Origin of the sequence: Rhodococcus sp. DN22 (assembly GCF_036669995.1) — a bacterium.
Lineage (GTDB): Bacteria > Actinomycetota > Actinomycetes > Mycobacteriales > Mycobacteriaceae > Rhodococcus_F > Rhodococcus_F erythropolis.
Genome location: NZ_CP133326.1, coordinates 3,375,950 through 3,402,844, shown reverse-complemented (window position 1 = coordinate 3,402,844; position 26,895 = coordinate 3,375,950). Strand labels below are relative to the sequence as shown.

19 protein-coding genes, 1 tRNA gene, 3 rRNA genes and 2 pseudogenes are annotated in these 26,895 nt (G+C 61.2%); 23 read left to right on the top strand and 2 right to left on the bottom strand.

Translation table 11 applies throughout. The features are described from left to right. The first annotated feature begins 141 nt into the window (after positions 1 to 141). The 21 genes and pseudogenes from RA302_RS15545 (at position 142) to RA302_RS15445 (ending at position 23,567) form a co-directional block, all read left to right on the top strand. Positions 142 to 1,659 (top strand): 16S ribosomal RNA (locus RA302_RS15545). Positions 1,660 to 1,999: 340 nt separating this feature from the next. Continuing rightward, a 23S ribosomal RNA gene (locus RA302_RS15540) occupies positions 2,000 to 5,134 on the top strand. Positions 5,135 to 5,287: 153 nt separating this feature from the next. Beyond that, positions 5,288 to 5,404: ribosomal RNA gene (gene rrf / locus RA302_RS15535) — 5S ribosomal RNA — on the top strand. Together the 16S, 23S and 5S rRNA genes form the textbook arrangement of a ribosomal RNA operon. A 63-nt stretch (positions 5,405 to 5,467) precedes the next feature. Further along, positions 5,468 to 6,407 (top strand): annotated as a pseudogene (locus RA302_RS15530) (hypothetical protein). Beyond that, positions 6,404 to 7,387, top strand: coding sequence for an HAD-IIA family hydrolase (locus RA302_RS15525; RefSeq protein WP_058226686.1), 984 nt, complete (start codon positions 6,404 to 6,406; stop codon positions 7,385 to 7,387). Before RA302_RS15530 ends, RA302_RS15525 begins: the two are co-directional and overlap by 4 nt. 76 nt (positions 7,388 to 7,463) lie before the next feature. Then, entirely contained in the window at positions 7,464 to 7,706 is a 243-nt protein-coding gene (locus RA302_RS15520) for a hypothetical protein (protein WP_003946140.1), read from the top strand. A gap of 1 nt (position 7,707) precedes the next feature. After that, positions 7,708 to 8,547, top strand: coding sequence for a TlyA family RNA methyltransferase (locus tag RA302_RS15515; RefSeq protein WP_003946142.1), 840 nt, complete (start codon positions 7,708 to 7,710; stop codon positions 8,545 to 8,547). Then, on the top strand, positions 8,544 to 9,491 hold the full coding sequence (locus RA302_RS15510; protein ID WP_003946132.1) for an NAD kinase: 948 nt from the start codon (positions 8,544 to 8,546) through the stop codon (positions 9,489 to 9,491). Before RA302_RS15515 ends, RA302_RS15510 begins: the two co-directional genes overlap by 4 nt. A gap of 2 nt (positions 9,492 to 9,493) precedes the next feature. Further along, positions 9,494 to 11,272, top strand: a complete 1,779-nt coding sequence (recN, locus tag RA302_RS15505) for a DNA repair protein RecN (protein ID WP_070160131.1) — start codon at positions 9,494 to 9,496, stop codon at positions 11,270 to 11,272. An 86-nt stretch (positions 11,273 to 11,358) separates the two neighbouring features. Next, positions 11,359 to 12,543 (top strand): putative cytokinetic ring protein SteA, encoded by a 1,185-nt coding sequence (gene steA / locus RA302_RS15500; RefSeq protein WP_007731902.1) that lies wholly within the window; start codon positions 11,359 to 11,361, stop codon positions 12,541 to 12,543. Beyond that, positions 12,540 to 13,493 (top strand): copper transporter, encoded by a 954-nt coding sequence (locus RA302_RS15495; protein WP_007731900.1) that lies wholly within the window; start codon positions 12,540 to 12,542, stop codon positions 13,491 to 13,493. Before steA ends, RA302_RS15495 begins: the two co-directional genes overlap by 4 nt. A gap of 156 nt (positions 13,494 to 13,649) precedes the next feature. After that, a complete protein-coding gene (locus tag RA302_RS15490) occupies positions 13,650 to 15,410 on the top strand; it encodes a CTP synthase (RefSeq protein WP_003946139.1) in 1,761 nt (586 codons plus the stop codon). A 6-nt stretch (positions 15,411 to 15,416) separates the two neighbouring features. Next, positions 15,417 to 16,049, top strand: coding sequence for an NUDIX hydrolase (locus tag RA302_RS15485; RefSeq protein ID WP_007731894.1), 633 nt, complete (start codon positions 15,417 to 15,419; stop codon positions 16,047 to 16,049). Between the two features lies 1 nt (position 16,050). Next, entirely contained in the window at positions 16,051 to 16,974 is a 924-nt protein-coding gene (xerD, locus tag RA302_RS15480; RefSeq protein WP_007731892.1) for a site-specific tyrosine recombinase XerD, read from the top strand. Positions 16,975 to 17,117: 143 nt separating this feature from the next. Next, complete coding sequence (locus tag RA302_RS15475; protein WP_003946138.1) at positions 17,118 to 18,131, top strand: ParA family protein; 1,014 nt, start codon at positions 17,118 to 17,120, stop codon at positions 18,129 to 18,131. A gap of 50 nt (positions 18,132 to 18,181) precedes the next feature. After that, positions 18,182 to 19,003, top strand: a complete 822-nt coding sequence (locus RA302_RS15470; protein WP_046379919.1) for a segregation/condensation protein A — start codon at positions 18,182 to 18,184, stop codon at positions 19,001 to 19,003. A gap of 41 nt (positions 19,004 to 19,044) precedes the next feature. Next, positions 19,045 to 19,728 carry an SMC-Scp complex subunit ScpB gene (gene scpB / locus RA302_RS15465; RefSeq protein ID WP_070160144.1) on the top strand — a complete coding sequence of 228 codons (684 nt, stop codon included), beginning with the start codon at positions 19,045 to 19,047 and terminating at the stop codon, positions 19,726 to 19,728. Positions 19,729 to 19,805: 77 nt separating this feature from the next. Then, entirely contained in the window at positions 19,806 to 21,275 is a 1,470-nt protein-coding gene (locus RA302_RS15460) for a pseudouridine synthase (RefSeq protein WP_083291427.1), read from the top strand. A gap of 11 nt (positions 21,276 to 21,286) precedes the next feature. Continuing rightward, complete coding sequence (gene cmk / locus RA302_RS15455; protein ID WP_170320421.1) at positions 21,287 to 21,967, top strand: (d)CMP kinase; 681 nt, start codon at positions 21,287 to 21,289, stop codon at positions 21,965 to 21,967. Beyond that, a complete protein-coding gene (gene der / locus RA302_RS15450) occupies positions 21,964 to 23,391 on the top strand; it encodes a ribosome biogenesis GTPase Der (RefSeq protein ID WP_003946199.1) in 1,428 nt (475 codons plus the stop codon). The genes cmk and der overlap by 4 nt, the downstream gene beginning before the upstream one ends. A 102-nt stretch (positions 23,392 to 23,493) precedes the next feature. Next, positions 23,494 to 23,567, top strand: a tRNA-Pro gene (locus RA302_RS15445). A gap of 60 nt (positions 23,568 to 23,627) precedes the next feature. On the opposite strand, the gene RA302_RS15440 is transcribed toward RA302_RS15445, so the two are convergent. Beyond that, positions 23,628 to 23,789 carry a hypothetical protein gene (locus RA302_RS15440; protein ID WP_176741980.1) on the bottom strand — a complete coding sequence of 54 codons (162 nt, stop codon included), beginning with the start codon at positions 23,787 to 23,789 and terminating at the stop codon, positions 23,628 to 23,630. A 271-nt stretch (positions 23,790 to 24,060) separates the two neighbouring features. Further along, positions 24,061 to 24,975 (bottom strand): toll/interleukin-1 receptor domain-containing protein, encoded by a 915-nt coding sequence (locus tag RA302_RS15435; RefSeq protein ID WP_070160134.1) that lies wholly within the window; start codon positions 24,973 to 24,975, stop codon positions 24,061 to 24,063. A 339-nt stretch (positions 24,976 to 25,314) separates the two neighbouring features. Between RA302_RS15435 and RA302_RS15430 the strand changes: the two are divergent. After that, positions 25,315 to 25,925, top strand: a pseudogene (locus tag RA302_RS15430) (IS630 family transposase); the annotation flags it as partial. A gap of 286 nt (positions 25,926 to 26,211) precedes the next feature. Further along, positions 26,212 to 26,592, top strand: coding sequence for a hypothetical protein (locus RA302_RS15425; protein ID WP_256938626.1), 381 nt, complete (start codon positions 26,212 to 26,214; stop codon positions 26,590 to 26,592). Positions 26,593 to 26,895: the final 303 nt, after the last annotated feature.

The following is a 26,895-nucleotide window of genomic DNA, read 5'->3' as shown; positions in this document are numbered from 1 at the left end:
GAGTATTTTTCGTCGGTGATTGTTCATTCTTCCGTCTGAATGGTTGCCGACACATTTTTTGCTAGTTGAGTTTTTTTGCTAGTGATTTGACTCTTTTTGTCTATGACTGATTAGTGGGCTTGCCCGCGAAATCTAGAGTCTTCAACGGAGAGTTTGATCCTGGCTCAGGACGAACGCTGGCGGCGTGCTTAACACATGCAAGTCGAGCGGTAAGGCCTTTCGGGGTACACGAGCGGCGAACGGGTGAGTAACACGTGGGTGATCTGCCCTGCACTTCGGGATAAGCCTGGGAAACTGGGTCTAATACCGGATATGACCTCCTATCGCATGGTGGGTGGTGGAAAGATTTATCGGTGCAGGATGGGCCCGCGGCCTATCAGCTTGTTGGTGGGGTAATGGCCTACCAAGGCGACGACGGGTAGCCGACCTGAGAGGGTGACCGGCCACACTGGGACTGAGACACGGCCCAGACTCCTACGGGAGGCAGCAGTGGGGAATATTGCACAATGGGCGAAAGCCTGATGCAGCGACGCCGCGTGAGGGATGACGGCCTTCGGGTTGTAAACCTCTTTCAGCAGGGACGAAGCGCAAGTGACGGTACCTGCAGAAGAAGCACCGGCTAACTACGTGCCAGCAGCCGCGGTAATACGTAGGGTGCAAGCGTTGTCCGGAATTACTGGGCGTAAAGAGTTCGTAGGCGGTTTGTCGCGTCGTTTGTGAAAACCAGCAGCTCAACTGCTGGCTTGCAGGCGATACGGGCAGACTTGAGTACTGCAGGGGAGACTGGAATTCCTGGTGTAGCGGTGAAATGCGCAGATATCAGGAGGAACACCGGTGGCGAAGGCGGGTCTCTGGGCAGTAACTGACGCTGAGGAACGAAAGCGTGGGTAGCGAACAGGATTAGATACCCTGGTAGTCCACGCCGTAAACGGTGGGCGCTAGGTGTGGGTTCCTTCCACGGAATCCGTGCCGTAGCTAACGCATTAAGCGCCCCGCCTGGGGAGTACGGCCGCAAGGCTAAAACTCAAAGGAATTGACGGGGGCCCGCACAAGCGGCGGAGCATGTGGATTAATTCGATGCAACGCGAAGAACCTTACCTGGGTTTGACATATACCGGAAAGCTGCAGAGATGTGGCCCCCCTTGTGGTCGGTATACAGGTGGTGCATGGCTGTCGTCAGCTCGTGTCGTGAGATGTTGGGTTAAGTCCCGCAACGAGCGCAACCCCTATCTTATGTTGCCAGCACGTTATGGTGGGGACTCGTAAGAGACTGCCGGGGTCAACTCGGAGGAAGGTGGGGACGACGTCAAGTCATCATGCCCCTTATGTCCAGGGCTTCACACATGCTACAATGGCCAGTACAGAGGGCTGCGAGACCGTGAGGTGGAGCGAATCCCTTAAAGCTGGTCTCAGTTCGGATCGGGGTCTGCAACTCGACCCCGTGAAGTCGGAGTCGCTAGTAATCGCAGATCAGCAACGCTGCGGTGAATACGTTCCCGGGCCTTGTACACACCGCCCGTCACGTCATGAAAGTCGGTAACACCCGAAGCCGGTGGCTTAACCCCTTGTGGGAGGGAGCCGTCGAAGGTGGGATCGGCGATTGGGACGAAGTCGTAACAAGGTAGCCGTACCGGAAGGTGCGGCTGGATCACCTCCTTTCTAAGGAGCATCTCTTTCGCTCGCTGCACACAGGTGTGGTTGAGGAAAGCAGAGGCCATTTCGTTCCCGTATGTGGAACGGTGGTTGCTCATGGGTGGACGCTGACAAGCATTCGTTTTCGTTACTGCCGGCCTCAGTGCTGGTGGGAGAACAAATTATATCGGCATACTGTTGGGTCCTGAGAGAACACGCGAGTGTTTCCTCTCTAGGAAGTAACGACAAATGACTGCTGCAGTCATACCGCAAGAATTATTCGTGAGAGTGGTTTTTGTTGGTGTCTGCGTGTGTGTGGTTGTTTGTGTGTTGTTTGAGAACTGCACAGTGGACGCGAGCATCTTTGTTGTAAGTAATGAAGAGCGTACGGTGGATGCCTTGGCACCAGGAGCCGATGAAGGACGTAGGAGGCTGCGATAAGCCTCGGGGAGCTGTCAACCGAGCTGTGATCCGAGGATGTCCGAATGGGGAAACCCAGCACGAGTGATGTCGTGTTACCCGCGCCTGAATATATAGGGCGTGTGGAGGGAACGTGGGGAAGTGAAACATCTCAGTACCCACAGGAAGAGAAAACAACCGTGATTCCGTGAGTAGTGGCGAGCGAAAGCGGAAGAGGCTAAACCATGGGTGTGTGATAGCCGGCAGGTGTTGCATTCGTGGGGTTGTGGGGTTCATTTTGTCAATACTGCCGTGTTGGCCAACAGTAAGAAATCACAGGGTTAGTGGAAGTGGTCTGGAACGGCCTGTCGTAGAGGGTGAGAATCCCGTACACGAAAACTTTGTGACTGTTGTAATGGAAACCCAAGTAGCACCGGGCCCGTGAAATCTGGTGTGAATCTGTCGGGACCACCCGATAAGCCTGAATACTCCCTGGTGACCGATAGCGGACTAGTACCGTGAGGGAAAGGTGAAAAGTACCCCGGGAGGGGAGTGAAATAGTACCTGAAACCGTGCGCTTACAATCCGTCAGAGCCTTCGAGCAGTTTACTGCTGGGGGTGATGGCGTGCCTTTTGAAGAATGAGCCTGCGAGTTAGTGGCATGTCGCGAGGTTAACCCGTGTGGGGTAGCCGTAGCGAAAGCGAGTCCGAATAGGGCGATCGTAGTGGCATGCTCTAGACCCGAAGCGGAGTGATCTACCCATGGCCAGGTTGAAGCGACGGTAAGACGTCGTGGAGGACCGAACCCACTTAGGTTGAAAACTGAGGGGATGAGTTGTGGGTAGGGGTGAAAGGCCAATCAAACTCCGTGATAGCTGGTTCTCCCCGAAATGCATTTAGGTGCAGCGTCGCGTGTTTCTCACCGGAGGTAGAGCTACTGGATGGTCTAGGGGGCCCACAAGCTTACCGAAATCAGCCAAACTCCGAATGCCGGTGAGTGAGAGCGCGGCAGTGAGACTGCGGGCGATAAGGTTCGTAGTCGAGAGGGAAACAGCCCAGATCGCCAGCTAAGGTCCCTAAGCGTGTACTAAGTGGAAAAGGATGTGGGGTCGCGAAGACAACCAGGAGGTTGGCTTAGAAGCAGCCACCCTTGAAAGAGTGCGTAATAGCTCACTGGTCAAGTGATCCTGCGCCGACAATGTAGCGGGGCTCAAGTACACCACCGAAGCTGCGGCATTCACGCAATAGCCCCCCTTCACTCTGCGGAGTGTTGGGCAGGTGTGTGGATGGGTAGGGGAGCGTCGTGTGGCCATGGAAGCGGCAGGGTGACCTAGCCGTGGAGGCCACACGAGTGAGAATGCAGGCATGAGTAGCGAAAGACGAGTGAGAAACTCGTCCGCCGAATGACCAAGGGTTCCTGGGCCAGGTTAATCCGCCCAGGGTGAGTCGGGACCTAAGACGAGGCCGACAGGCGTAGCCGATGGACAACGGGTTGATATTCCCGTACCCGTGTGAACGCGCCCATGGTGAATCAGTGATACTAACCATCCTGAAGCCACGAGAAGACCTTCGGGTCTCGAGTTGGTGGATGCATGGGACCTGATCTGGTAGTAGCCAAGCGATGGGGTGACGCAGGAAGGTAGCTGAGCCAGTCAGTGGTAATACTGGTGTAAGCGTGTAGGGCGTGACCTAGGCAAATCCGGGTCGCACATAGCCTGAGACGTGATGCGTAGCCGATTGAGGCGAATTCAGTGATCCTATGCTGCCGAGAAAAGCCTCTAGCGAGCTTTCACACGGCCCGTACCCCAAACCGACACAGGTGGTCAGGTAGAGAATACTAAGGCGATCGAGATAACTATGGTTAAGGAACTCGGCAAAATGCCCCCGTAACTTCGGGAGAAGGGGGGCCCTGTCTGGTGACGACATTTACTGTCTGAGCTGGGTGGGGCCGCAGAGACCAGTGAGAAGCGACTGTTTACTAAAAACACAGGTCCGTGCGAAGTCGTAAGACGATGTATACGGACTGACGCCTGCCCGGTGCTGGAAGGTTAAGAGGACCGGTTAGTTCCTTCGGGAGCGAAGCTGAGAATTTAAGCCCCAGTAAACGGCGGTGGTAACTATAACCATCCTAAGGTAGCGAAATTCCTTGTCGGGTAAGTTCCGACCTGCACGAATGGCGTAACGACTTCTCAGCTGTCTCAACCGTAGACTCGGCGAAATTGCATTACGAGTAAAGATGCTCGTTACGCGCGGCAGGACGAAAAGACCCCGGGACCTTCACTACAGCTTGGTATTGGTGTTCGGTTCGGTTTGTGTAGGATAGGTGGGAGACTGTGAAACGGTGACGCCAGTTATCGTGGAGTCGTTGTTGAAATACCACTCTGATCGAATTGGACCTCTAACCTCGGACCATGATCTGGTTCAGGGACAGTGCCTGGTGGGTAGTTTAACTGGGGCGGTTGCCTCCCAAAATGTAACGGAGGCGCCCAAAGGTTCCCTCAGCCTGGTTGGCAATCAGGTGTCGAGTGCAAGTGCACAAGGGAGCTTGACTGTGAGACTGACAGGTCGAGCAGGGACGAAAGTCGGGACTAGTGATCCGGCACCGGCAAGTGGAAGCGGTGTCGCTCAACGGATAAAAGGTACCCCGGGGATAACAGGCTGATCTTCCCCAAGAGTCCATATCGACGGGATGGTTTGGCACCTCGATGTCGGCTCGTCGCATCCTGGGGCTGGAGTAGGTCCCAAGGGTTGGGCTGTTCGCCCATTAAAGCGGCACGCGAGCTGGGTTTAGAACGTCGTGAGACAGTTCGGTCTCTATCCGCCGCGCGCGTTAGAAACTTGAGGAAGGCTGTCCCTAGTACGAGAGGACCGGGACGGACGAACCTCTGGTGTGCCAGTTGTTCCGCCAGGAGCACCGCTGGTTAGCTACGTTCGGAAGGGATAACCGCTGAAAGCATCTAAGCGGGAAGCCTGTTCCAAGATGAGGTTTCTCACCCCCTCGAGGGGGTAAGGCCCCCGGCAGACCACCGGGTTGATAGGCCAGAACTGGAAGTGCAGTAATGCATGCAGGTGACTGGTACTAATAGGCCGAGGACTTACCACAAAGAAGCTACGCGTCCACTGTGCGGTATCTGAAACAACACACAGATACTGATGAGAAACCCTGTTTTCTCCATCCCCCAACACCAGAAACTGGTGTTGACGGGTGGTGAAACCAGGTGATCAGAAGAAGGTTACTGTGACAGTTTCATAGAGTTACGGCGGTCATAGCGAAGGGGAAACGCCCGGTCCCATTCCGAACCCGGAAGCTAAGCCCTTCAGCGCCGATGGTACTGCACTCGACAGGGTGTGGGAGAGTAGGACACCGCCGAACACCCGTTAAGAAAGGCCCCCCAACCATATTGGGTCCCCTTTCGTCGTTGTATGAGAGGAATGACTGTCGCCGGAGAATGGCGACGAGCGTCGGTCCTTCCGTCGGGGGAGGAGCGCCTCGATCAGGTGGCCCCCGTCGTGACAACGACGGGCGTGGATCACGCGGCGCTGCAGGCGGAGACCGCCGCGGTGGTGCCGGAGACAACAACCGTGGCGGTGCTGGAAACAGTAACCGCGGCGGCGGATTCAACGGCGGACAGCGTCGCGGCGGCGAGGGTGGGTTCACCCCTCGTGGACGCGATGGCGACCGCAACCGTCAGCAAGCACGACCTGACGAACCGGATTTGCCCGACAACGTAGAGCCCACGGAGTTGGACCCAGCCGTTCGTCGGGATCTGCTCAGCCTCGACAAGGACAACGCCAACACAGTTGCGCGTCACCTCGTCATGGCGGGCAAGCTCGTCGACGAAGATCCGGAACTCGCACTGCTCCACGCTCGCGCTGCCCGTCAGCGCGCCGGCCGAATTGCGGTCGTTCGTGAAGCTGCCGGAATCACCGCGTACCACGCCGGTGAATGGGCTGAAGCTCTCTCCGAGCTTCGTGCTGCCCGTCGAATGGCTGGCGGACCGGGTCTGATCGCTGTCATGGCCGACTGCGAACGCGGTTTGGGTCGACCAGAACGCGCGATCGAGCTCGGCCGTAGCGACGAGGCTGCCCTGCTTTCGGGCGACGAGGCGTCTGAGTTGAGGATCGTCGTCGCAGGCGCCCGCATGGATCTCGGTCAGTTCGATCAGGCAGTTGTCACACTGCAGACCAAGGATCTGGACGCAGCGCGTACCGGTGAAGCTGCGGCTCGGCTGTTCTACGCCTACGCCGATGCCCTCGTTGCAGCTGGTCGTGTCGAAGACGGACTGAAGTGGTTCCTCAACGCTGCAGCTGCTGACCTCGAGGGTGACACGGATGCTGAAGAACGGGTGGCCGAGTTGACCGGAGAAGATCAGTGACCGTGCTTCGTACTCAGTACGACGTACTTTTGCTCGATCTCGACGGCACGCTGTACGCCGGAGCTCATGCGATTCCCGGCACCCAGGCAGCTCTCGGTCAGGGCACGCAGGCCTTGTACTACGTGACCAACAATGCGAGTCGCTCACCTTCGGCAGTGTCGGCGCATCTGACCGAACTCGGTTTCGATTCCGAAGACGATCGTGTCGTCACCAGTTCTCAGACGGCGGTGCGTCTGTTGGCGGAGCGTCTCGAACCCGGTGCCGCTGTGCTCGTCGTCGGTACCGACGCATTGGCCGACGAGGTGACGCGCGTCGGGTTGCTTCCGGTGCGCGAATTCGCGGATTCTCCGGTTGCTGTCGTTCAAGGACATTCGACGGAGACCAACTGGTCGATCCTTGCCGAGGCGTGCTTGGCGATCCGGGCCGGTGCGCTGTGGGTAGCGGCAAACCTGGACACAACACTGCCGTCGGAGCGGGGTTTGGTGCTGGGCAACGGCTCGATGGTGGCAGCTCTACGCGCTGCGACCAAGCAGGAACCGTTGGTGGCAGGTAAGCCTGCTGCACCGCTGATGGAGGACGCGCTCGCTCGCAGTGGGTGCTCGCGTCCACTGGTGGTCGGTGATCGTTTGGACACCGATATCGAAGGCGCACACGCTGTTTCGATCGACTCGTTGTTGGTTCTCACCGGTGTGAGCACGCCGGGTGACGTACTGCGGGCTCCGGTTGAGCAGCGCCCCACCTACATTGCAGCAACTCTGGATTCGCTCAATCAGCCGGCCGTCGAATCGCTGGTCGGTGCGGACTCCAAGTGGTCTGTCTCCGTGAACGGGTCGGCGCTGGTTGTCGACGGCCCGGTTGTCGGGGACGAGATGTCGCTTCTACGCGCGGTTGCGCCTGTCGCATGGGCTAATCCGTCGTTCCGGACCCTGGAAGCGTCGGATGCCGGCGTGGCGGATCTGTTTGCATCCTGGCTCGTCTGATCTCTCGCAAATGTGTTCGACTCGCGGGGGTGCGGGTGTATGCGTAACCGAGAGCCATGCACTAACGTTGTGCCCGATGAGCACGCCGACACCGCACCCCGGAAACACGAGTAACGGATCTCCGTTGCCCGGGCCACGCCCTTCCGTCGATCCGGAACGCATACGTTCTGACGTCGACGGTTTGCTGGCGCGCCTCGGCGGCATCGAACAGGATCCGAACGATCAGCACGGAGCAGGTGTGATTCCGCAGAAGGCACATATTTTGGAACAGGCACACGAGGTGCTCGTCCAGGCACTCGCCTCTGTGGACAGGGCTTGACGTGGCACGTAGAGCACGGGTGGACGCCGAACTTGTCCGTCGCGGACTCGCACGGTCACGAGATCATGCGCAAGAACTGATTTCCGCCGGGCGAGTTCTCATCTCGGGAGCCGTTGCGACCAAGCCTGCGACGGCGATCGAAGCCGGAACGCCACTTCGGGTCGTCGAGGTGGAGCAGGAAGTTTCGTGGGCGTCGCGAGGTGCTCACAAACTGATCGGCGCACTCGACGCCTTCGGTGCCGAAGGATTGACGGTCGAAGGTCGCCGTTGCCTCGACGCCGGCGCATCCACCGGTGGGTTCACCGATGTTCTGCTGACGCGTGGTGCGAAGGAAGTTGTCGCAGTCGACGTCGGCTACGGACAACTGGTGTGGCGCCTGCAGTCCGATGACCGGGTGCACGTCATCGACCGAACCAATGTTCGTGCAATTGATGCAGAGACCATCGGCGGAACTGTCGATCTCGTTGTCGCGGACTTGTCGTTCATTTCTCTCAAACTTGTACTCGGGGCGTTTGTCGCCTGTACTGCTGACGGCGCGGACCTGGTTCCGATGGTCAAGCCTCAGTTCGAGGTGGGCAAGGACCGCGTCGGTGCCGGTGGCGTCGTACGAGATCCGGAATTGCGAATCTCGGCTGTGCTCGACGTGTCGGAGGCTGCTGCAAAGGTAGGTCTGCGGACGTTAGGTGTTGTGGCCAGCCCATTGCCCGGTCCGTCGGGAAATGTCGAGTATTTCCTGTGGCTTCGAAAGACAGGTTCGCCCGGTGATCACGAGCCGGACACCGAGGGAATTCCTTCGGTGGAGGACATGATTCGCAAGGCTGTAGAGGAAGGGCCCCAGTGAACGCGGTCACGAACGGCGAGTCGCGCGAGATCCTTCTTGTCGCACACCCTGGTCGACGTGACATCACGGAAACCGCCAAACGAGTCGGGAAGATTTTCGAACGGGCGGGAATCGGGCTGCGAGTCCTCGTCGACGAAGCAGACAGCTCGCGCATCGAAGCAATGACGGAACCCGCGGGCTTCTCTGCGCCGGGTCTCGACGTCACGGTTGTTCATCCCGGCCCTGATGCTGCCGTCGGATGCGAGTTAGTTCTGGTTCTCGGTGGTGACGGCACATTTCTGCGCGCCGCCGAACTCGCTCAAGAAGCGTCCATTCCGGTACTGGGCATCAACCTCGGACGGATCGGATTTCTGGCAGAGACCGAGGCCGAGCATCTCGACGAGGCGCTCGCACAGGTAGTTCGCAAGGAATATCGCGTCGAGTCCCGTATGACACTCGACGTTGTGATTCGGGTGGACGACGAGATCATCGATCGCGGGTGGGCGCTCAACGAGGCCAGTATCGAGAATCGTTCGCGTCTGGGAGTTCTCGAAGTTGTCCTCGAAGTCGACGGCCGACCGGTGTCTGCCTTCGGTTGCGACGGTGTTCTCGTGTCCACTCCTACAGGCTCGACCGCTTACGCATTTTCCGCAGGCGGCCCTGTCGTGTGGCCCGAACTCGAAGCTTTGCTCGTCGTACCCAGCAACGCGCATGCGCTGTTCGCGCGGCCGTTGGTCACCAGCCCGAATTCGATCATCGCGGTGGAGACCGTCGCCGGTAGCCACGACGGCCTGGTCTTCTGCGACGGTCGTCGTACGTTGGAACTGCCTGCCGGCGCTCGCGTCGAGATCGTTCGCGGCGCCACTCCCGTCAAGTGGGTCCGGTTGGACTCTGCGCCCTTCGCTGATCGGATGGTTCGCAAGTTCGAGCTTCCGGTTACCGGATGGCGAGGAAGGAAGCCTTAATCGTGCTCGCAGAGATCCGTATCGACAGTCTTGGTGTGATCTCCGAGGCCAGCGCCCAGTTCCACGAGGGCCTGACCGTCCTGACCGGTGAAACCGGCGCAGGTAAAACGATGGTCGTCACCAGCTTGCACCTCCTCAGCGGAGCGCGAGCCGATGCCGGGCGGGTGCGGTTGGGCGCGTCGCGAGCCGTCGTCGAAGGACGATTCATCGCCGACGACGTCTCACCGGCCACCGAGCGTGAGATCGTCCGAATCCTGGAATCGTCCGGCGCCGAGCGCGACGAGGACGGGACCATCATCGCCGTCCGGACAGTCGGCAGCGACGGCCGCTCACGGGCTCATCTCGGCGGACGAAGCGTGCCGGCGGGAGTTCTCTCCGAATTCACGGATCCACTTCTGACTGTCCACGGACAGAACGATCAGCTGCGATTGCTTCGTCCCGACCAGCAACGCAATGCGCTGGACCGCTTCGGGGACAAGGCAATCGGAACGCTGCTGACGAGGTACCGCAAACACCGTCGTGAATGGCTAGATGCTCGTTCGGAGTTGATCGAACGCACGTCGAAGGCTCGTGAACTGGCGCAAGAAGCAGATCAGTTGACCTTCGCGCTCAACGAAATCGACGGCGTGGCACCCGAGCCAGGCGAGGACACGGCAATCGTTGCCGAAGTTCGTCGACTCAGTGAACTCGATTCGCTCCGCTCGGCTGCGGAAGAGGCGCACGCTGCGCTCGCCGGTAGTGACGACATGGCCAACGGCGACGTCGGGGTCATGCCGGCGCTAGACCTGATGTCCGAAGCGCGGGCGCGTATCGAGTCGGTCACCGACGCAGATCTGGACGGCCTCGGTTCCCGGTTGGCCGACGCTATTGCCGTCGTCACCGATGTTGCCGGTGACCTGAACACCTATCTGTCCGGGCTGCCCGCAGACCCGGGTGCTCTGGACTCGCTGCTGTCGCGGCAATCGGAACTGAAGACTCTGACTCGCAAGTACGCCGCCGATGTCGACGGTGTTCTCGAATGGGCAGATACCGCTCGCGCTCGTCTGTCCAAACTCGACGTGTCGTCGGATGCGTTGTCGCTGTTGGCCAAGCAGGTCGAGGAGACGGCTGGCTTCACCGCGGAAGCCGCCACAAAGCTGAGCGCCGCCAGAGTCAAGGCAGCGGCAAAGCTCGCCAAAGCCGTCAGCGCGGAACTCGCCGGTCTGGCGATGGGACGTGCGGGCCTCGAGGTGACCGTCCGTTCTCAGCCTGCGGGCCCGCAGGACTCGGCGCCGCTCAGTGTCGGGGGAGTAGACCTTCATGCCGGGTCTGCCGGCGTCGACGAGGTGGAATTCCGTCTGTCTGCGCACAGCGGGGCACCGTCACTTCCGATCAGCAAGAGCGCTTCCGGTGGCGAGCTGTCACGCGTCATGCTGGCGCTCGAGGTTGTTCTCGCTGGTAGCGACACCGGCGCGACGATGGTTTTCGACGAAGTGGACGCGGGGGTCGGTGGTCGCGCTGCTGTCGAGATCGGCCGCCGATTGGCGAAACTTGCTCGTACGCATCAGGTTATCGTCGTCACCCACCTTCCGCAGGTTGCTGCGTTTGCCGACACCCACCTCGTGGTGGACAAGGTCGACGACAAAGGCGGAGTGGTGAGCAGTGGCGTGCGGACCTTGTCGGATTCGGATCGGGTGGTCGAATTGGCCCGTATGTTGGCAGGGCTGGACGACACCGAGACCGGTCGTGCGCACGCCGAAGAACTGCTCGAGATCGCGAATGCGGCCCGCGTCACAGATTGAAGGTTCTGTGGTGTTGGTGTGACTGATGTGGTAGTTGTCGGCGCGCCTCCACCGGTCAACGCGGTTTCAGGTTCATCATCGAAGCCATGAAGATGCCCGGATTGCTCTCACGTAACACCGAATCCTTGCCTGGGATCAGTGGCATCGCCAGGGCCGATCGGAACACGGCGAAGCTTCTACGCCGCGTCGGTCCTGGAGACATCGTGATCCTCGACGAAGTCGACATCGATCGCCGGACCGCCGATGCTCTGGTGAAAGCCGGAGTCATGGCCGTGGTCAACGCGTCGCCGTCGATTTCGGGGCGGTACCCCAACCTCGGACCGGAAGTGATCGTCGCCAACGACATCGTTCTGATCGATGCCGTAGACGGTGACGTCTTCAAGAACGTCAAGGACGGCAGCAAGATCCGCCTGCACGAGGGCGAGATCTTCAACGGCGAGAAGAGCCTCGTCAAGGGCGAAGAGCAGACCGAGGCCGAGATCTCCGATCGGATGATCGAGGCCAAGACCGGCCTGGTCGATCACCTGGAAGCGTTCTCGGGTAACACCATCGAGTTCATCCGCACCGAAAGTCCTTTGCTGATCGACGGAATCGGTGTTCCGGACATCGACATCGACTTGAAGGATCGCCACGTCGTGGTCGTCTCCGACGGACCCGAACACGAGGCCGATCTGAAGAACCTCAAGCCCTTCATCAAGGAGTATTCGCCGATCCTGATCGGTGTCGGCGCAGGTGCGGACGTGTTGAGCAAGGCCGGATACCGCCCCGATCTGATCGTGGGCGACCCGGAAGAGATCACCAGTTCCACCCTCAAGTCCGGCGCGGAAGTTGTTCTGCCCGCAGACCAGGACGGTCATGCGGCGGGGCTTTCCCGAATCCAGGATCTCGGCATCGGGGCGATGACGTTCCCGGCGACCTGCTCACCGACCGACCTTGCGTTGCTGCTCGCCGATCACCACGGCGCTTCACTGATCGTGACGGTCGGCAACGTGGTGTCCTTGGACGAGTTCTTCGACCGTGGGCGTCGTGAAAGCAATCCGTCGGCGTTCATGACACGGCTCAAGGTTGGGCCGAAACTGGTCGACGCCAAGGCTGTGGCAACGCTGTATCGAAGTCGAGTGTCCGGCGGCGCGATCGCGCTCCTGGTGCTCGCCGCCCTGGTGGCAGTGATCGTCGCCCTGGTCGTGTCCAATGCCGGTAGTGAAGTTCTCGACTGGGCAATCGCAACGTGGAACAGCTTCGCGCTGTGGGTTCAGGGGCTCTTCAAGTGATTTCGATGCGTCAACATGCAATTTCCATAGCGGCAATCTTCCTGGCACTCGCGATCGGCGTGGTGCTCGGTTCCGGAATGCTGTCCAGTGGATTGCTTTCGGGTCTGCGCGACGACAAGGCGGACCTGCAGAACGAGATCGAAGACCTCAATCAACAGTCCAATCAGCTTCAGCAGCAACTCAATTCCGCGGACGGCTTCGATGCCGCTGTCGGCGGTCGCGTTGTGCGTGACAGTCTCGCTGGTCGCACCGTCGTCGTCATCACGGCACCGGACGCCGATCCCGGTGATCTCGACGGTGTCAACCGACTCGTCACTGCCGCCGGCGGTGCCGTGACCGGACGCGTCTCGCTCACCGATTCGTTTGTCGACGCCACCGGTGGTGACCGCTTGCGGACCGTCGTCACCAATGTCATCCCTGCGGGGATCACCCTCAAGACCGGTGCGGTCGATCAGGGCAGTCTCGCGGGTGATCTGCTCGGTTCGGTTCTGCTTCTCAACGGGCAGAACAGCGAACCGCAGAGCACTCCGGACGAGATGAATCTCGCGCTCGACTCGCTGCGTAGCGCCGGTTTCATCAGCTACGACGACGGAGCGGTCAAGCCGGCTCAACTCGCCGTGGTTCTCACCGGCGACAACAAGAGTGAATCCGACGCAGCCACGGGTAACCGCGGCGCCGTCATCGCCCGGTTCGCCGGTGCTCTCGACGGACGCGGCGCAGGAACGATTCTCGCGGGCCGGCCTGGCTCGGCCGAGGGCAGTGGTCCGGTTGCCGTCGCTCGTGCGGACGCGGCGCTCTCAGCGGGCTTGACGACCATCGACAACATCGATCGGGAGTCGGGCAAGATCACCACGCCGTTGGCGCTGCAGGAACAGTTGAACGGCGGCGCCGGCCGCTACGGCACGGGACCGGGAGCGGCGGCGGTCACCGTCGGCGCACCCACCAACTGAACACCCCGGTATTGATACGCCGGTCACATCGGGGGCGGAAAGTCGGCGCGTTGTAGGCACCGACCCCCGATAGGTGTTACCGTGAAATCCCGTGGGTCGGCAGGCCCCAGCATGCTTCATCAGACCAAGCCCTGCACAGTCGTCACGGGAGCCCCTTTGCCACAGTCACGCACTAACACGCGTACCGCCACCAAGCACATCTTCGTCAGCGGAGGTGTAGCTTCCTCGCTCGGCAAAGGTTTGACCGCCTCGAGCCTGGGACAGTTGTTGACCGCGCGGGGAATGCGCGTGACCATGCAGAAGCTCGATCCCTATCTCAATGTGGATCCGGGCACCATGAACCCGTTCCAGCACGGCGAGGTCTTCGTTACCGAAGACGGTGCCGAGACCGACCTCGACGTCGGACACTACGAGCGGTTCCTCGACCGTGACCTCTCCGGCCAGGCGAACGTCACCACCGGCCAGGTTTACTCGACGGTCATCGCCAAGGAACGCCGCGGCGAGTACCTCGGCGACACCGTTCAGGTCATCCCGCACATCACCGACGAGATCAAGCGTCGCATCCTCGAGATGAGCGGTCCGGATCTGCAGGGACACCGCCCGGACGTCGTGATCACCGAAATCGGTGGCACCGTCGGCGACATCGAATCGCAGCCCTTCCTCGAAGCCGCTCGCCAGGTCCGCCACGACGTCGGCCGCGACAACGTCTTCTTCCTGCACGTCTCCCTCGTGCCGTACCTCGGCCCCTCCGGAGAACTCAAGACCAAGCCCACGCAGCACTCGGTTGCGTCGTTGCGCAGCATCGGCATTCAGCCCGACGCGCTGATCCTTCGTTGCGATCGTGACGTTCCGCAGGGCCTCAAGAACAAGATCGCCCTGATGTGCGACGTGGACGTCGACGCCTGCATCTCGACGCCCGACGCTCCCTCGATCTACGACATCCCGAAGGTTCTGCACCGTGAGGGCCTCGACGCTTACGTCGTTCGCCAGCTCGGTCTCCCGTTCCGCGACGTCGACTGGACCGTGTGGGGCAACCTCCTCGATCGTGTTCACCAGCCGCGTGAGACCGTGCGGGTCGCGTTGGTCGGCAAGTACGTCGACCTGCCCGACGCATACCTCTCCGTCACCGAGGCACTGCGCGCCGGTGGATTCGCGAACCGGTCCAAGGTCGAGATCTCCTGGGTCCCGTCGGACGCCTGTGAGACCGAAGCCGGAGCGCAGGCCGCTCTCGGTGACGTCGACGGTGTTCTGATCCCCGGTGGCTTCGGCATCCGCGGCATCGAAGGCAAGCTCGGCGCGATCCGTTTCGCACGTTCGCGCAAGCTGCCGCTGCTGGGTCTGTGCCTGGGTCTGCAGTGCGTCGTCATCGAAGCTGCTCGTAGCGTCGGCCTCGACGATGCCAACTCGGCCGAGTTCGAGCCGGACACCAAGCATCCGGTCATCTCCACGATGGCTGATCAGGAAGACGTCATCGCCGGTGACGCCGACCTCGGTGGCACCATGCGTCTGGGTGCTTACCCGGCCGTGCTGACCAAGGGTTCCGTCGTCGCTCAGGCCTACGGAACCGAGGACGTCTCCGAGCGTCACCGTCACCGCTACGAAGTCAACAACACCTACCGCGACCGGATTGCCAAGTCCGGCTTGCAGTTCAGCGGAACCTCACCGGACGGCCACCTGGTCGAGTTCGTCGAGTACCCGCGTGAGCAGCATCCGTTCTTCGTTGCCACCCAGGCACACCCGGAGCTCAAGAGCCGCCCGACGCGCCCGCACCCGCTGTTCGCCGCCTTCGTCGAAGCAGCGTTGACGTACAAGCTCGAAGAGCGCCTGCCCGTCGACGTCCACGGTGACGAGAAGATCGACACCGCTGCCACCGAGACGGCGCTCGACGCTGCAGTCGAGAACGTGGAAAAGGTCTAGCCACAGATGAGCGATCCCGGTCGGCACGAATTCGACACCCTCGGCTCCAAGACGGTCTACACCGGCGCGATCATCGCGTTGCGCGTCGACACCGTTGCGATGCCTGGTGGTCAGCGTGCCGATCGGGAAGTCGTCGAGCATCACGGCGCCGTTGCCGTCGTGGCACTGGACGAGCGCGACAATCTGGTGCTGATTCACCAGTACCGTCACCCGCTCGGGCACCGGTTGTGGGAAATTCCTGCCGGTCTGCTCGACGCTGCGGGGGAGAGCCCGGTCGAGGCGGCAGCGCGCGAGCTGGGCGAAGAAACCGGACTCGGCGCCGATCGGTGGTCGGTGCTGGTCGATGTCGCTCTCTCACCCGGGTTCACGGACGAGGCGGTTCGCGTCTTCCTCGCCGAGGGGCTGCACGAGGTGGAGCGCGACGATCCCGAACACGAAGAAGCCGATCTCGAGATTTCGCGGGTTCCGCTCGCCGACGCCGTCGACATGGCGCTACGCGGCGACATCGTCAATGCCACAGCGGTATCAGGCATTCTCGCGATCGCCACCGCACGCGCGACGGGAAAGCCGCTACGCCCCGCCGACGCACCGTGGCCCGATCGTCCTCGCGCATTCGGAGAACGCAAGTCGCGAGCCTGAAGTGCTTGCCCGACAGGTGGACTCGTATCTCGACCATCTAGCGGTCGAGCGAGGATCTGCGCGCAATACTCTACTTTCCTATCGCCGCGACCTGAATCGGTACGCGGAGTACCTGCACGGACGCGGCATCGACGACGTCGCGGGCGTGACGGAGAACGACGTCACCGAATTCGTGACACATCTGCGCCTGGGTGACAAAGATTCCGGCGTCGTACCATTGGCGGCCAGTTCGGCAGCACGCACCCTGATCGCGGTTCGCGGATTCCACAAGTTTTCCGCCGCCGAAGGTCTGGTCAGCGTCGACGTGGCCCGAACGGTCAAGCCGCCGACGCCCGGACGCAAGCTGCCCAAGGCCCTGCCTCTCGACGACGTGATCGCCCTGCTCGACGCTTCGGGTGGCGGTGCGGCCGGTGACGGGCCCCGCGACCTGCGGGATCGCGCTCTGCTCGAGCTCCTGTACTCGACCGGAGCGCGAATCACCGAGGCGATCGATCTGGACGTCGACGACATCGATACCGAAACTCGTTCCGTGCTGCTCAAGGGCAAGGGCGGCAAGCAGCGGATCGTCCCCGTCGGCAGGCCGGCGATCGCCGCCGTCGACGCGTATCTCGTCCGCGGGCGCCCCAGCCTGGCGACGCGCGGTGTTCCTGCCCTCTTTCTCAACGCTCGCGGTGGACGCCTCTCGCGTCAGAGTGCATGGCAGATTCTTCAGGACGCGGCGGCGTCCGCCGGGATCAAGGCGGACGTCTCACCCCATACGCTCAGGCACTCGTTTGCCACACACCTGCTCGACGGCGGCGCGGACGTACGCGTCGTGCAGGAACTTCTCGGTCACGCTTCGGTAACCACGACGCAGATCTACACACTGGTCACCGTCACCGCGTTGCGCGAAGTGTGGGCTCAGGCACACCCGCGTGCCCGTTAGGGGTTGGTTGGCTCATGCGTGTCTGCGAGACCATTCGGTGATGTAAGCGGTAGCGTTCAAGGAGCGCGAGCGGCCTCCACCGCAGTTTCGGGGGTTTGCCGGCGCCGAGAGCAACCGCCGAAAGAGTAGGGGAGCATCGGACCGTGTCGACATCGCAGCCACCAGCGGCGGAGTCCGCGCCGCCGCATGTCAATGCCCAACTCTTCGAGCGCGTGAACGAATCAGCACCAGCTGTACCCTCCGAACCAGAGGCGATGTTCGAAATAGATACGACGCCAGTAGCCTCTCCACCTGCGGAAACCCTCACCGTTTCCGCGGAAGAACTCGGCCCGACAGGTCGACCGGTCCGCGAGGTACCCCAACCGACACCGTTGGCGCACCACGGACCCGCGATGATCATCGCGATGTGCAACCAGAAGGGCGGCGTCGGCAAGACGACGTCGACCATCAACCTGGGTGCGTCGTTGGCCGAATACGGTCGCCGAGTGCTCCTGGTGGATCTCGATCCCCAAGGCGCGTTGTCTGCTGGACTGGGCGTCCAGCATCACGACCTGGAACTGACCGTCCATAACCTTCTGGTCGAACCGCGTGTGTCCATCGACGATGTGTTGATGCGAACTCGGGTCGACGGCCTCGACCTGCTGCCCAGCAACATCGACCTTTCGGCCGCCGAGATCCAATTGGTCACCGAGGTCGGACGTGAGCAGACCTTGGGACGCGTGTTGCACCCTGTTCTCGATCGGTACGACTACGTGCTCATCGACTGCCAGCCGTCGCTTGGCCTGCTCACGGTGAATGCACTGGCCTGCGCCGATTCGGTCATCATTCCGATGGAATGCGAGTACTTCAGCCTGCGCGGCCTGGCACTCCTCAACGACACCGTCGAAAAGGTGCACGATCGTCTCAATCCCAAGCTCGAGTTGGCCGGTATCGTCGTCACGATGTTCGACGCCCGGACTCTGCACGCTCGTGAGGTGATGGCGCGAGTCGTCGAGGTGTTCGGCGACGTCGTCTACGACACGGTGATCAACCGCACCGTCCGATTCCCCGAAACCAGCGTCGCCGGTGAGCCGATCACGACGTGGGCGCCGAAATCGGCTGGGGCCGAGGCATATCGAGCATTGGCCCGCGAGGTCATTCACCGGTCTGGTCGTTAGTGGAACTGATTGCATCGCAAGAAGATTCGGTCGAAGTCGAGCCGGATTCGATCGACCCGAACGTGCCGACCGACGCTCAGACCGCAGCCAAGGCTGCCGGTTTCCGAGTCACTCTCCGGAACTTCGAAGGCCCGTTCGATCTGCTGTTGAACCTGATCAATCAACGACAGCTCGATGTCACCGAAGTCGCCCTGCACACCGTCACTGACGATTTCATCGCATACACCAAGGAACTTGGCAGTGCGATGGGCCTCGATCAGACAACAGAGTTTCTGGTCGTCGCAGCTACGCTTCTGGACCTGAAAGCGGCCAGGCTGTTGCCCGCCGGGCAGGTCGAGGACGCGGAGGATCTGGCGCTTCTCGAAGCCCGCGACCTTCTCTTCGCGCGACTGCTGCAGTACCGGGCGTACAAACAAGTTGCGGCGCTGTTCGGTGAGTTGGAGGAAGCAGCGCTGCGGCGCTATCCGCGCTCGGTTGCCGTCGAGGATCAGTTCACCGAACTCCTGCCCGAGGTGTTGTTGGGCGTCGATCCTCAGCGTTTTGCGGAGATCGCGGCGACGGTGTTCACACCGCGTCCGGTGCCGACGGTGGGCCTCGATCACCTCCATGTGTCCAATATCTCGATACCCGAGCAGGCTGAGCGAATTCTCGAGTTGCTGCGCGAGCGAGGCATAGGGGAGTGGACACCCTTCGGGGACCTCGTTGCCGAGTGTGAGATCACCGTCGAGATAGTCGCAAGATTTCTCGCGTTGCTCGAGTTGTATCGCCGGCAGGTCATTGTGTTCGAGCAACCCGAAGCACTCGGACCGCTGATGGTGAGTTGGACCGGAGACGACCCGGCCGCGCCGGTCACAGAGGAGGACTACGGATGAACGCCGAGCCGACGGAACCAGAGTCTTCGCAGCTAGACGAGATGATCGAGCCTACCGAACACGCCTCGGAGTCCGAAGATTCCGCCCCCGATTTCGAACTCGACGACGATCAACTCGACGCAGTGCTGGAGTCGCTTCTGCTTGTCGTGGATTCGCCGGCCGAAGTGAACCAACTCGCATCTGTCACCGGAACCGCGTCGGAACGAGTCGAAGAACGCCTGACGTCGATGTCAGCCGCATTGACCGCTCGCGGCAGCGGAATGGACCTTCGCTACGCGGGCGACGGATGGCGTCTGTACACGCGACAAGAGTTTGCCCCGTACGTGGAAAAGCTGCTATTGGACGGCGCACGCACCAAATTGACCAGGGCGGCATTGGAAACTTTGGCCGTAGTCGCATACCGTCAACCGTTGACTCGTGCGCGGATCAGTGCGGTACGAGGCGTCAACGTGGACGGGGTGGTACGCACCCTCCTTGCCCGCGGACTGATCGCGGAAGCCGGGCCTGACCCGGACACCAACGCGACACGGTACTCCACGACCGAACTGTTCCTCGAACGGCTCGGCCTGGCCTCGCTCAGCGAGCTCCCGGAGTTGGCCCCGCTCTTGCCTGATGTCGATCTCATCGACGACATCAGCGAAAGCCTGGAATCCGATCCGCGATTTGCGAGAATGAACAAGGCAGACGTGCCCGCTGACGTAGTGGACACCGAAGTCGACGACTGACCGGAATTCCGGCGCTCGTCAGCACCGAGAAAGACCCGACCACGCTCGGGAAACAGTAGAAAACTGACAGGAAAAAAGTGAACAATCCCGCTCGCCGAGATGGCACACCGGACCGTAACAACTCCCGCGACAGCCGCGGCGCACGCAGCGATGCCCCCCGTGGTGGTCGCAGCGACGCCCCCCGCGGCGCACGTAGCGAAGCGCCCCGTGGTGGACGCAGCAACACTTCCCGTAGTACCTCGGGATACGACCGCAACGCCGGATCCGACCGTCCCCGCACGGACGACCGTCGCGGTGGATTCAATGATGACCGTCGCCCGCCGCGCAGCGACGACCGTCGCCCGCCGCGCAGTGATGACCGTCGCCCGCCGCGCAGTGATGACCGTCGCCCGCCGCGCAGCGACGACCGTCGCCCCGCACGCACCGACGACCGCCGTGGCGGTTACAACGACGATCGGCGCGGCCCGCGCACTGACGACCGCCGCGGACCCCGCAGCGATGACCGCCGTACCCCCCACGTCGACGCCCGTCGCGCACCGCGTGGCGGCGCTGACCGTCGTAGTGACGATCAGCGCGGCGCACGCCCCGACGCTCCTCGCGGCGGCGCATGGTCGAACGCACCTCGTGGGTCCAAGTTCGACGGACCTCCGCGCAAGCGCCCGGCAGCTCCGACACCGCCGGCGACCAACAAGCGTGGCAAGCCGAAGACCGAGAAGCCGCAGCGCGTCGTCTCTCAGAACCCGTTGGTCTCCAACGCCAAGCCGGCGCGTCATCAGCATGCCGAGATCACCAAGCACGACGGCCCGCCGAAGGGCGACGGCGTCCGCTTGCAGAAGGTGCTGGCTCAGGCCGGCGTCGCATCACGCCGCGCTGCTGAAGAGCTGATCGATCAGGGTCGCGTCGAGGTCGACGGCCGCATCGTGGTCGAACAGGGTCTGCGTGTCGACCCCGAGAACGCAGTGGTTCGTGTCGACGGCGTCCGCGTCGTCGTGCAGAAGGACCTCGTCTACCTCGCGATGAACAAGCCGCGTGGCTGGCAGTGCACCATGTCCGACGATCTCGGTCGTCCGTGCGTCGGTGACATCGTCTCCGAGCGCGTTCAGTCGGGTCAGCGGCTCTTCCACGTCGGCCGTCTCGACGCCGACACCGAAGGCTTGCTTCTCTTCACCAACGACGGCGACCTGGCTCACCGCCTGATGCACCCGTCGTTCGAGGTTCCGAAGACGTACCTCGCCACGGTTCACGGCGTTGTCGAGCGCAGCACCGGCAAGCAGTTGCGTGACGGCGTCACCCTCGACGACGGTCCGGCCAAGGTGGACGCGTTCACCGTGCTCGAGATCAACGAGGGCAAGACGCTCGTCAAGCTGGTTCTGCACGAGGGCCGTAAGCACATCGTGCGTCGCCTCCTCGATGCCGTCGGTCACCCCGTTGTCCGCCTGGTACGCACCAACGTCGGAGTTGTCGCCCTCGGCGATCAGCGTCCGGGAACGCAGCGCGTCCTCGGACGTAGCGAGGTCGGTGGACTGTACGAGGCGGTCGGCCTGTGACCGATTCGTCCATGCCGCTGGTAGTCGCTATGGACGGACCGTCCGGAACCGGCAAGTCCAGCGTCTCTCGCGCGTTGGCGCAGCGTTTGGGCGCTCGCTACCTCGACACCGGAGCCATCTACCGGATCGCGACCCTGCACGTGCTGCGTCAGGGAATCGATCTGGCGGATTCCGCCGCGATCACGGCCGCCGTTGCGGCGTTGCCGTGGTCCATCGGTACCGATCCGAGCAGCGAGCAGGTGCATCTCGACGGCGCGGACGTCAGCGAGGAGATCCGCGGCGACGCGGTAACCAAGGCTGTCTCCGCGGTGTCGGCTGTACCCGAGGTTCGTGACCTGCTGGTCGCCACTCAGCGTGAGTTGGCGGCCGGTGCGGAGCGGATCGTCGTGGAAGGTCGCGACATCGGAACCGTCGTACTCCCCGATGCAGACGTCAAGATCTTCTTGACCGCATCGGCGGAAACCCGTGCGGCACGGCGCAATACGCAGAACATCGGCCAAGGCCGTGAAGACAATTACGAAGCGGTGCTGGCTGATGTGCAGCGCCGTGACCATCTCGATTCGACTCGGGCAGTGTCGCCGTTGCGCCCTGCCGACGACTCCATTCTGGTGGATACGAGCGAATTGGGAATTGAAGATGTGATCGCCAAGTTGCTGTTGGTGGTCAGCGACAGAACTGGAGCAGTGCAGTGAGCGACGATCTGGTAACCGAATATGCCGGTGACGGAACTTGGTCCGAGGAATCGGAGTGGGATTACGCCGATCTCGAAGCGGACGGCGAAGGCGAAGCGCACATTGCCGTCCCGACCTTGGCTGTTGTCGGTCGACCGAACGTCGGCAAGTCGACGCTCGTCAACCGCATCATCGGCCGTCGTGAAGCGGTAGTCGAAGACATCCCCGGCGTTACCCGTGACCGCGTCTCCTACGAGGCGAACTGGGCCGGACGACGCTTCCTCGTCCAGGACACTGGCGGATGGGAGCCCGACGCAAAGGGCCTTCAGCAGGCCGTTGCCCGTCAGGCCGAGTTGGCCATGGGAACGGCTGACGCCATTCTCCTGGTCGTCGACGCCGTTGTCGGCGCTACGGCGACGGACGAAGCGGTCGCTCGAGTGCTTCGCCGCTCGAAGACTCCGGTCATCCTCGTTGCCAACAAGGTGGACGACGGACGCACCGAGTCCGAGGTTGCAGCACTGTGGTCCTTGGGCCTCGGTCAGCCGTACTCCGTGAGTGCGACGCACGGACGCGGTACCGGCGACCTGCTCGACGAGGTTCTCGAGAAGCTGCCGGAAACCCCGCGTGAAGGTATCCCCGGCGGCGGTCCGCGTCGTGTTGCTCTCGTCGGAAAGCCGAACGTCGGAAAGTCCAGCTTGCTCAACAAGCTGTCCGGTGACGAGCGGTCCGTCGTGCACAATGTTGCCGGCACCACCGTCGACCCGGTCGACTCCATCGTCGAACTCGGCGGGCGCCCTTGGCGTTTCGTCGACACAGCTGGTCTGCGCAAGCGCGTCAGCCATGCCAGCGGCGCGGAGTTCTATGCGTCGCTGCGTACGAAGAGTGCAATCGAGGCCGCTGAGGTCGCGATCCTGCTCATCGACGCACACGAGCCGATCACCGAGCAGGACCTCCGTGTTCTGAGCATGGTGGCCGACACGGGTCGTGCATTGGTGATCGCATTCAACAAGTGGGACCTCGTGGACGAGGACCGTCGACTCATGCTGGACAAGGAAGTGGACCGCGATCTGGTCCGCGTTCCGTGGGCTCAGCGAGTCAACATCTCCGCCCACACCGGTCGCGCCGTGGCGAAGCTCGTGCCGGCGCTCGACACGGCTCTCGAGTCCTGGGACAAGCGCATCCCCACGGGTCGCCTGAACACCTGGCTCAAGGAAGTTGTGGCGGCCACACCGCCGCCGATGCGTGGTGGCCGCCTGCCTCGCATCATGTTCGCGACTCAGGCAAGCACACGCCCGCCGACATTCGTTCTCTTCACCACGGGCTTCCTCGAGGCCGGCTACCGCCGCTTCATCGAGCGGCGTCTGCGTGAAGAGTTCAACTTCGACGGCAGCCCGATCCGCGTATCCGTCCGAGTGCGCGAGAAGCGTGACCGCAAGGGCCGCTGATTCTGCGTCCAATTCGGTACTGAAACGGCTCTGACCAGCCGATTGGTACTTCGGCCCGTCCCTGATGTAATCTTTCCAAGCGCCCGAAACAAGGGCGTGGGACGGGCTGTGGCGCAGCTTGGTAGCGCACTTGACTGGGGGTCAAGTGGTCGCAGGTTCAAATCCTGTCAGCCCGACCGAAGTTAGATCAAAAAGGCAGTTTCTCAGAAATGAGAAACTGCCTTTTTGTTTGCGCCTCAGAGGTTCGGCAACGGATCGCGCGGGAAGTCCTGCGGTGAAATGATCTCCGCGTCGGCAGCGTTCACGACTGGAACATATTCTTCGTCGATCTCGTACGTTATGCCCGCCGCAGTGAAGTGCGGCGTGGACGCAGTATCGACCGGTCCGAGAACGGTCATTTTCGGAAACTGGGTGAGGATCGACCTCGGTACTTTTCTGGACCGAAAGCTCGTCGAGAAGACGGTGATCGCCTTTCGGCTCGCCCGTGATCATGTAAGAGTCGGTTAGGTCCGCCAGATCAGTACTAGTGCCATGAGCAACCACAACTACATGGTTCCGGCAACTACCAAGAACTAGCTTGAGTGCGGGGATCAGGTACGAGAAGGTTCACTTTGGCGACTCCCCTTGGTTCCGGTGTTTTCAGTTGTGACGCTTGATGATCGGGTCTTGCTAGAGGCCCAGCGGGTGATGTGGATGATCCATCGCAACGAACCAATCTTCCTCTGGGAAAGGATTGAAGAAGCAGTCGATCTCGCCGATTTTCGCCAGTGCCTTGTTTAGCCTCTCGCGTACTTCCTCCGTCATATCAATCTCAGGTGAGTAGCGGATCTGGACTGTTTCGGCGCTGCCGTCACTGAAGAACTCATTGGGAAGCATGGAGATCTCGACGCGGTCTGTATCAAGGGTGGCGAGAACGATCTGCCTGATCGCTTCGCAGTGTCTCCTCTCATCGTCAGCCAGTCTCTTATTAGCCGCGATTCCAGCCACTCGCGTGTCCCGTTGCAGCTCATCTACGCGCTCAAGGATCAGTCGCATCATCTCTTCGGTCTTCGGGGGGACTGGGGCAGGAGTATCAGCCTTGATCTTCTCGATCTCCGCCCAGAACGTAGTCTTCTGCAGGTCGTAGCGATCCATCACTACGCTTTGTTTCATGTTCGTGAGCCCGATCAGCTGATCCAGGAGTGTCAGCCAGTTTTCCTCATCCAGTACGAATCCTTGATAGCCACGGAGCGGGCCTTCCAGCTCGTACATCTTCTCCATGTCGATGAGCAGCGGCACTACCCGTCGTTTCAGGTCACCCTTATGCATCGAGAGAGCACCAGCTTCATAGTTGATCCAGTCAGCGTGTTGGTTCTCCCTTGTCAGGATGAAAATGCCGACGTGCGAGTTACCAAGCTGATCTCTGATGGCTTCGATGTTGGTGTCACCAAAATGGATATCGCGTACGGACGTCCATGGGTCAAATCCCTCACCTAGAAGGTCCAGAGATTTACGTATCGCGTCGCCTACTCGCTGCGATAGATCCCCAGACCAGCTCACAAAGATCTTGAGTCGGTCAACCTTGTCAACGGAAGCTTCGTCCATCTGTGAATGTTAGCAAGGTGCGTTCCGTGTTCTTGCCGGCCGATCTGGTGACGGAATCGTTGTCTCATTTGTCCGCTGATTGTGTTGTCCAGCGGGCATTTCCCTGCACAAAAGTTAGATACAGGGTTTAATGTTCATGCAGGGAGAACCCCGATGGAAGGGTGCAGCGGTGCAGATCGCGATGGCGACAAACAGGACGATTTACTTGAGTGCATCGACGTAAGTCCGAGTCGTCAGTTGACGAGGAGTCGCAGATCCAGGCATCTCGCCTCGTGCAGCAGCACGCGTGCTCGAACTGAAAGACAAAGGTCACCCGATCCGAAGCGCCCATGACAAGGGTCCACTACGCCGCCGAAGAAATACGTTGTCACACAATGGAGTTCGTGCCTTCTCGCAACACACTTGGGGATCGGGTATGGGACGGTCGCGCGGATCTTGCGCGCGTACGACGTGTAGCCTTGGCGCAGTGAGACATTCAAGTTCTCTACCGATCCGGAACTCGTCGCGAAGGTCACCGACATCGTCGGGTGGTACCTCCACCCGCCCGGAGACCCGATCGTCCTGTGCGTTGAAAACGAGAAGTCGCAGCTCAAGCGTTGGACCGGACGGCTCCGACGTTGCCGATGCAGATCGGGATCCCGCAGAAGCAACCCATGACTATGTCCGTAACGGCACCACAACCTTGTTCGCGGGGTTGGAGATCGCGGCAGGGAAGGTGACCGCGGCACTGTCACCAGGAGTTTCTGGTTTTCGTCAAACGTGTTGCACGGGCGTATCCGAAACAGGAACTACATCTGCTGATGGACAACTTCACTCATACGAAGACCGAGGTCCGCGAGTGGTTGGCTGTGAACCCGCGGATCCACGTCCATTTCACCCTGACTTCTGCGTCCGGGATCATTGAACGTCAAGCGATTCACCGCGGAACTTTCCACAATGTCCGGGAACTGACGAGGATTCGCCGACGCTGGATATTTCAAGCGCGGCGATACACCCAACGTTCTTGCATCAATTTTGTGCATGAGCCTTCTTTGTGAATTCGAGGCCATCGACGCGCGATTGAATGCTGACAGGACAGTCCAGTGCGCGTTGAATCGCACCGGGTTTCCGGAGACTTTGATGTACCCCGAGTTTTTCGGAGTTCGTTTGTTTTACTTCAGGCATTGATCGACCCGAGAGAGGTCCGCAACGCCCCGAGGCTATCCGCCCGAGTTCCGCCGAAAAGTCCTCGACCTGTTGAAGTTAGGACGCACGGTCGCCGAGGCCGCATTAGGGCTCGATGTCACCGAACAGACCATCTACAACTGGCGCAACCAGGAACCCATCGACACGGGACAGAAGCCTGGGCTGAGCTCGATCGAGAGTGCTGAACTCGCTGCAGCTCGTCGCCGGATTGCCGGGCTCGAGACCGAACTTGCCATCGCCACGCGCTCCACGGAGTTGCTGAAGTCGGTGGCGGCCGAAAAGGCGGTTCGAAGCGATCGAAGTGATGGCCAAGTAGGGACTACCCGTCCAGACCGCGTGCCGCGTTCTGGAGGTACCGGAGTCCGGCTTTTACGAGTGGCGCAATCGCCCAGCCTCAGAACGCACTCCGCGTCACGCCTGGGGCGCAGCTGATCACCGAGGTGCACACCGCCTCGCATGGCACCTACGGTGCCCGCCGAGTTCATGGAAGAACTCACCCTTGGTCACGGAATTGCTGTTGGACACGGCTGCGTCGAGTTGTTGATGAGAGCCGCTGGTGTGAAAGGACTTTCGCGAAACCAACGTGCACTTCCAAGCATCAGCCTCCACCTCGAGCGATCTCGTGGACCGCAAATTCACCCGCGACGAGCCGAACAAGCTGGGGTCACGGACATCACCGAACATCCCACGCCTTGGATTCCAGCAATCTGACAGTCAATGCGCCGTCTGAGGCAT

What these genes read in the sequence shown, in the direction of transcription:
- RA302_RS15435 (WP_070160134.1), bottom strand. Translation starts at nt 24,975, where the DNA reads ATGGACGAAGCTTCCGTTGACAAGGTTGACCGACTCAAGATCTTTGTG.
- cmk (WP_170320421.1), top strand. Translation starts at nt 21,287, where the DNA reads ATGCCGCTGGTAGTCGCTATGGACGGACCGTCCGGAACCGGCAAGTCC.
- scpB (WP_070160144.1), top strand. Translation starts at nt 19,045, where the DNA reads ATGATCGAGCCTACCGAACACGCCTCGGAGTCCGAAGATTCCGCCCCC.
- RA302_RS15485 (WP_007731894.1), top strand. Translation starts at nt 15,417, where the DNA reads ATGAGCGATCCCGGTCGGCACGAATTCGACACCCTCGGCTCCAAGACG.
- steA (WP_007731902.1), top strand. Translation starts at nt 11,359, where the DNA reads ATGAAGATGCCCGGATTGCTCTCACGTAACACCGAATCCTTGCCTGGG.
- RA302_RS15440 (WP_176741980.1), bottom strand. Translation starts at nt 23,789, where the DNA reads ATGACCGTTCTCGGACCGGTCGATACTGCGTCCACGCCGCACTTCACT.
- RA302_RS15520 (WP_003946140.1), top strand. Translation starts at nt 7,464, where the DNA reads ATGAGCACGCCGACACCGCACCCCGGAAACACGAGTAACGGATCTCCG.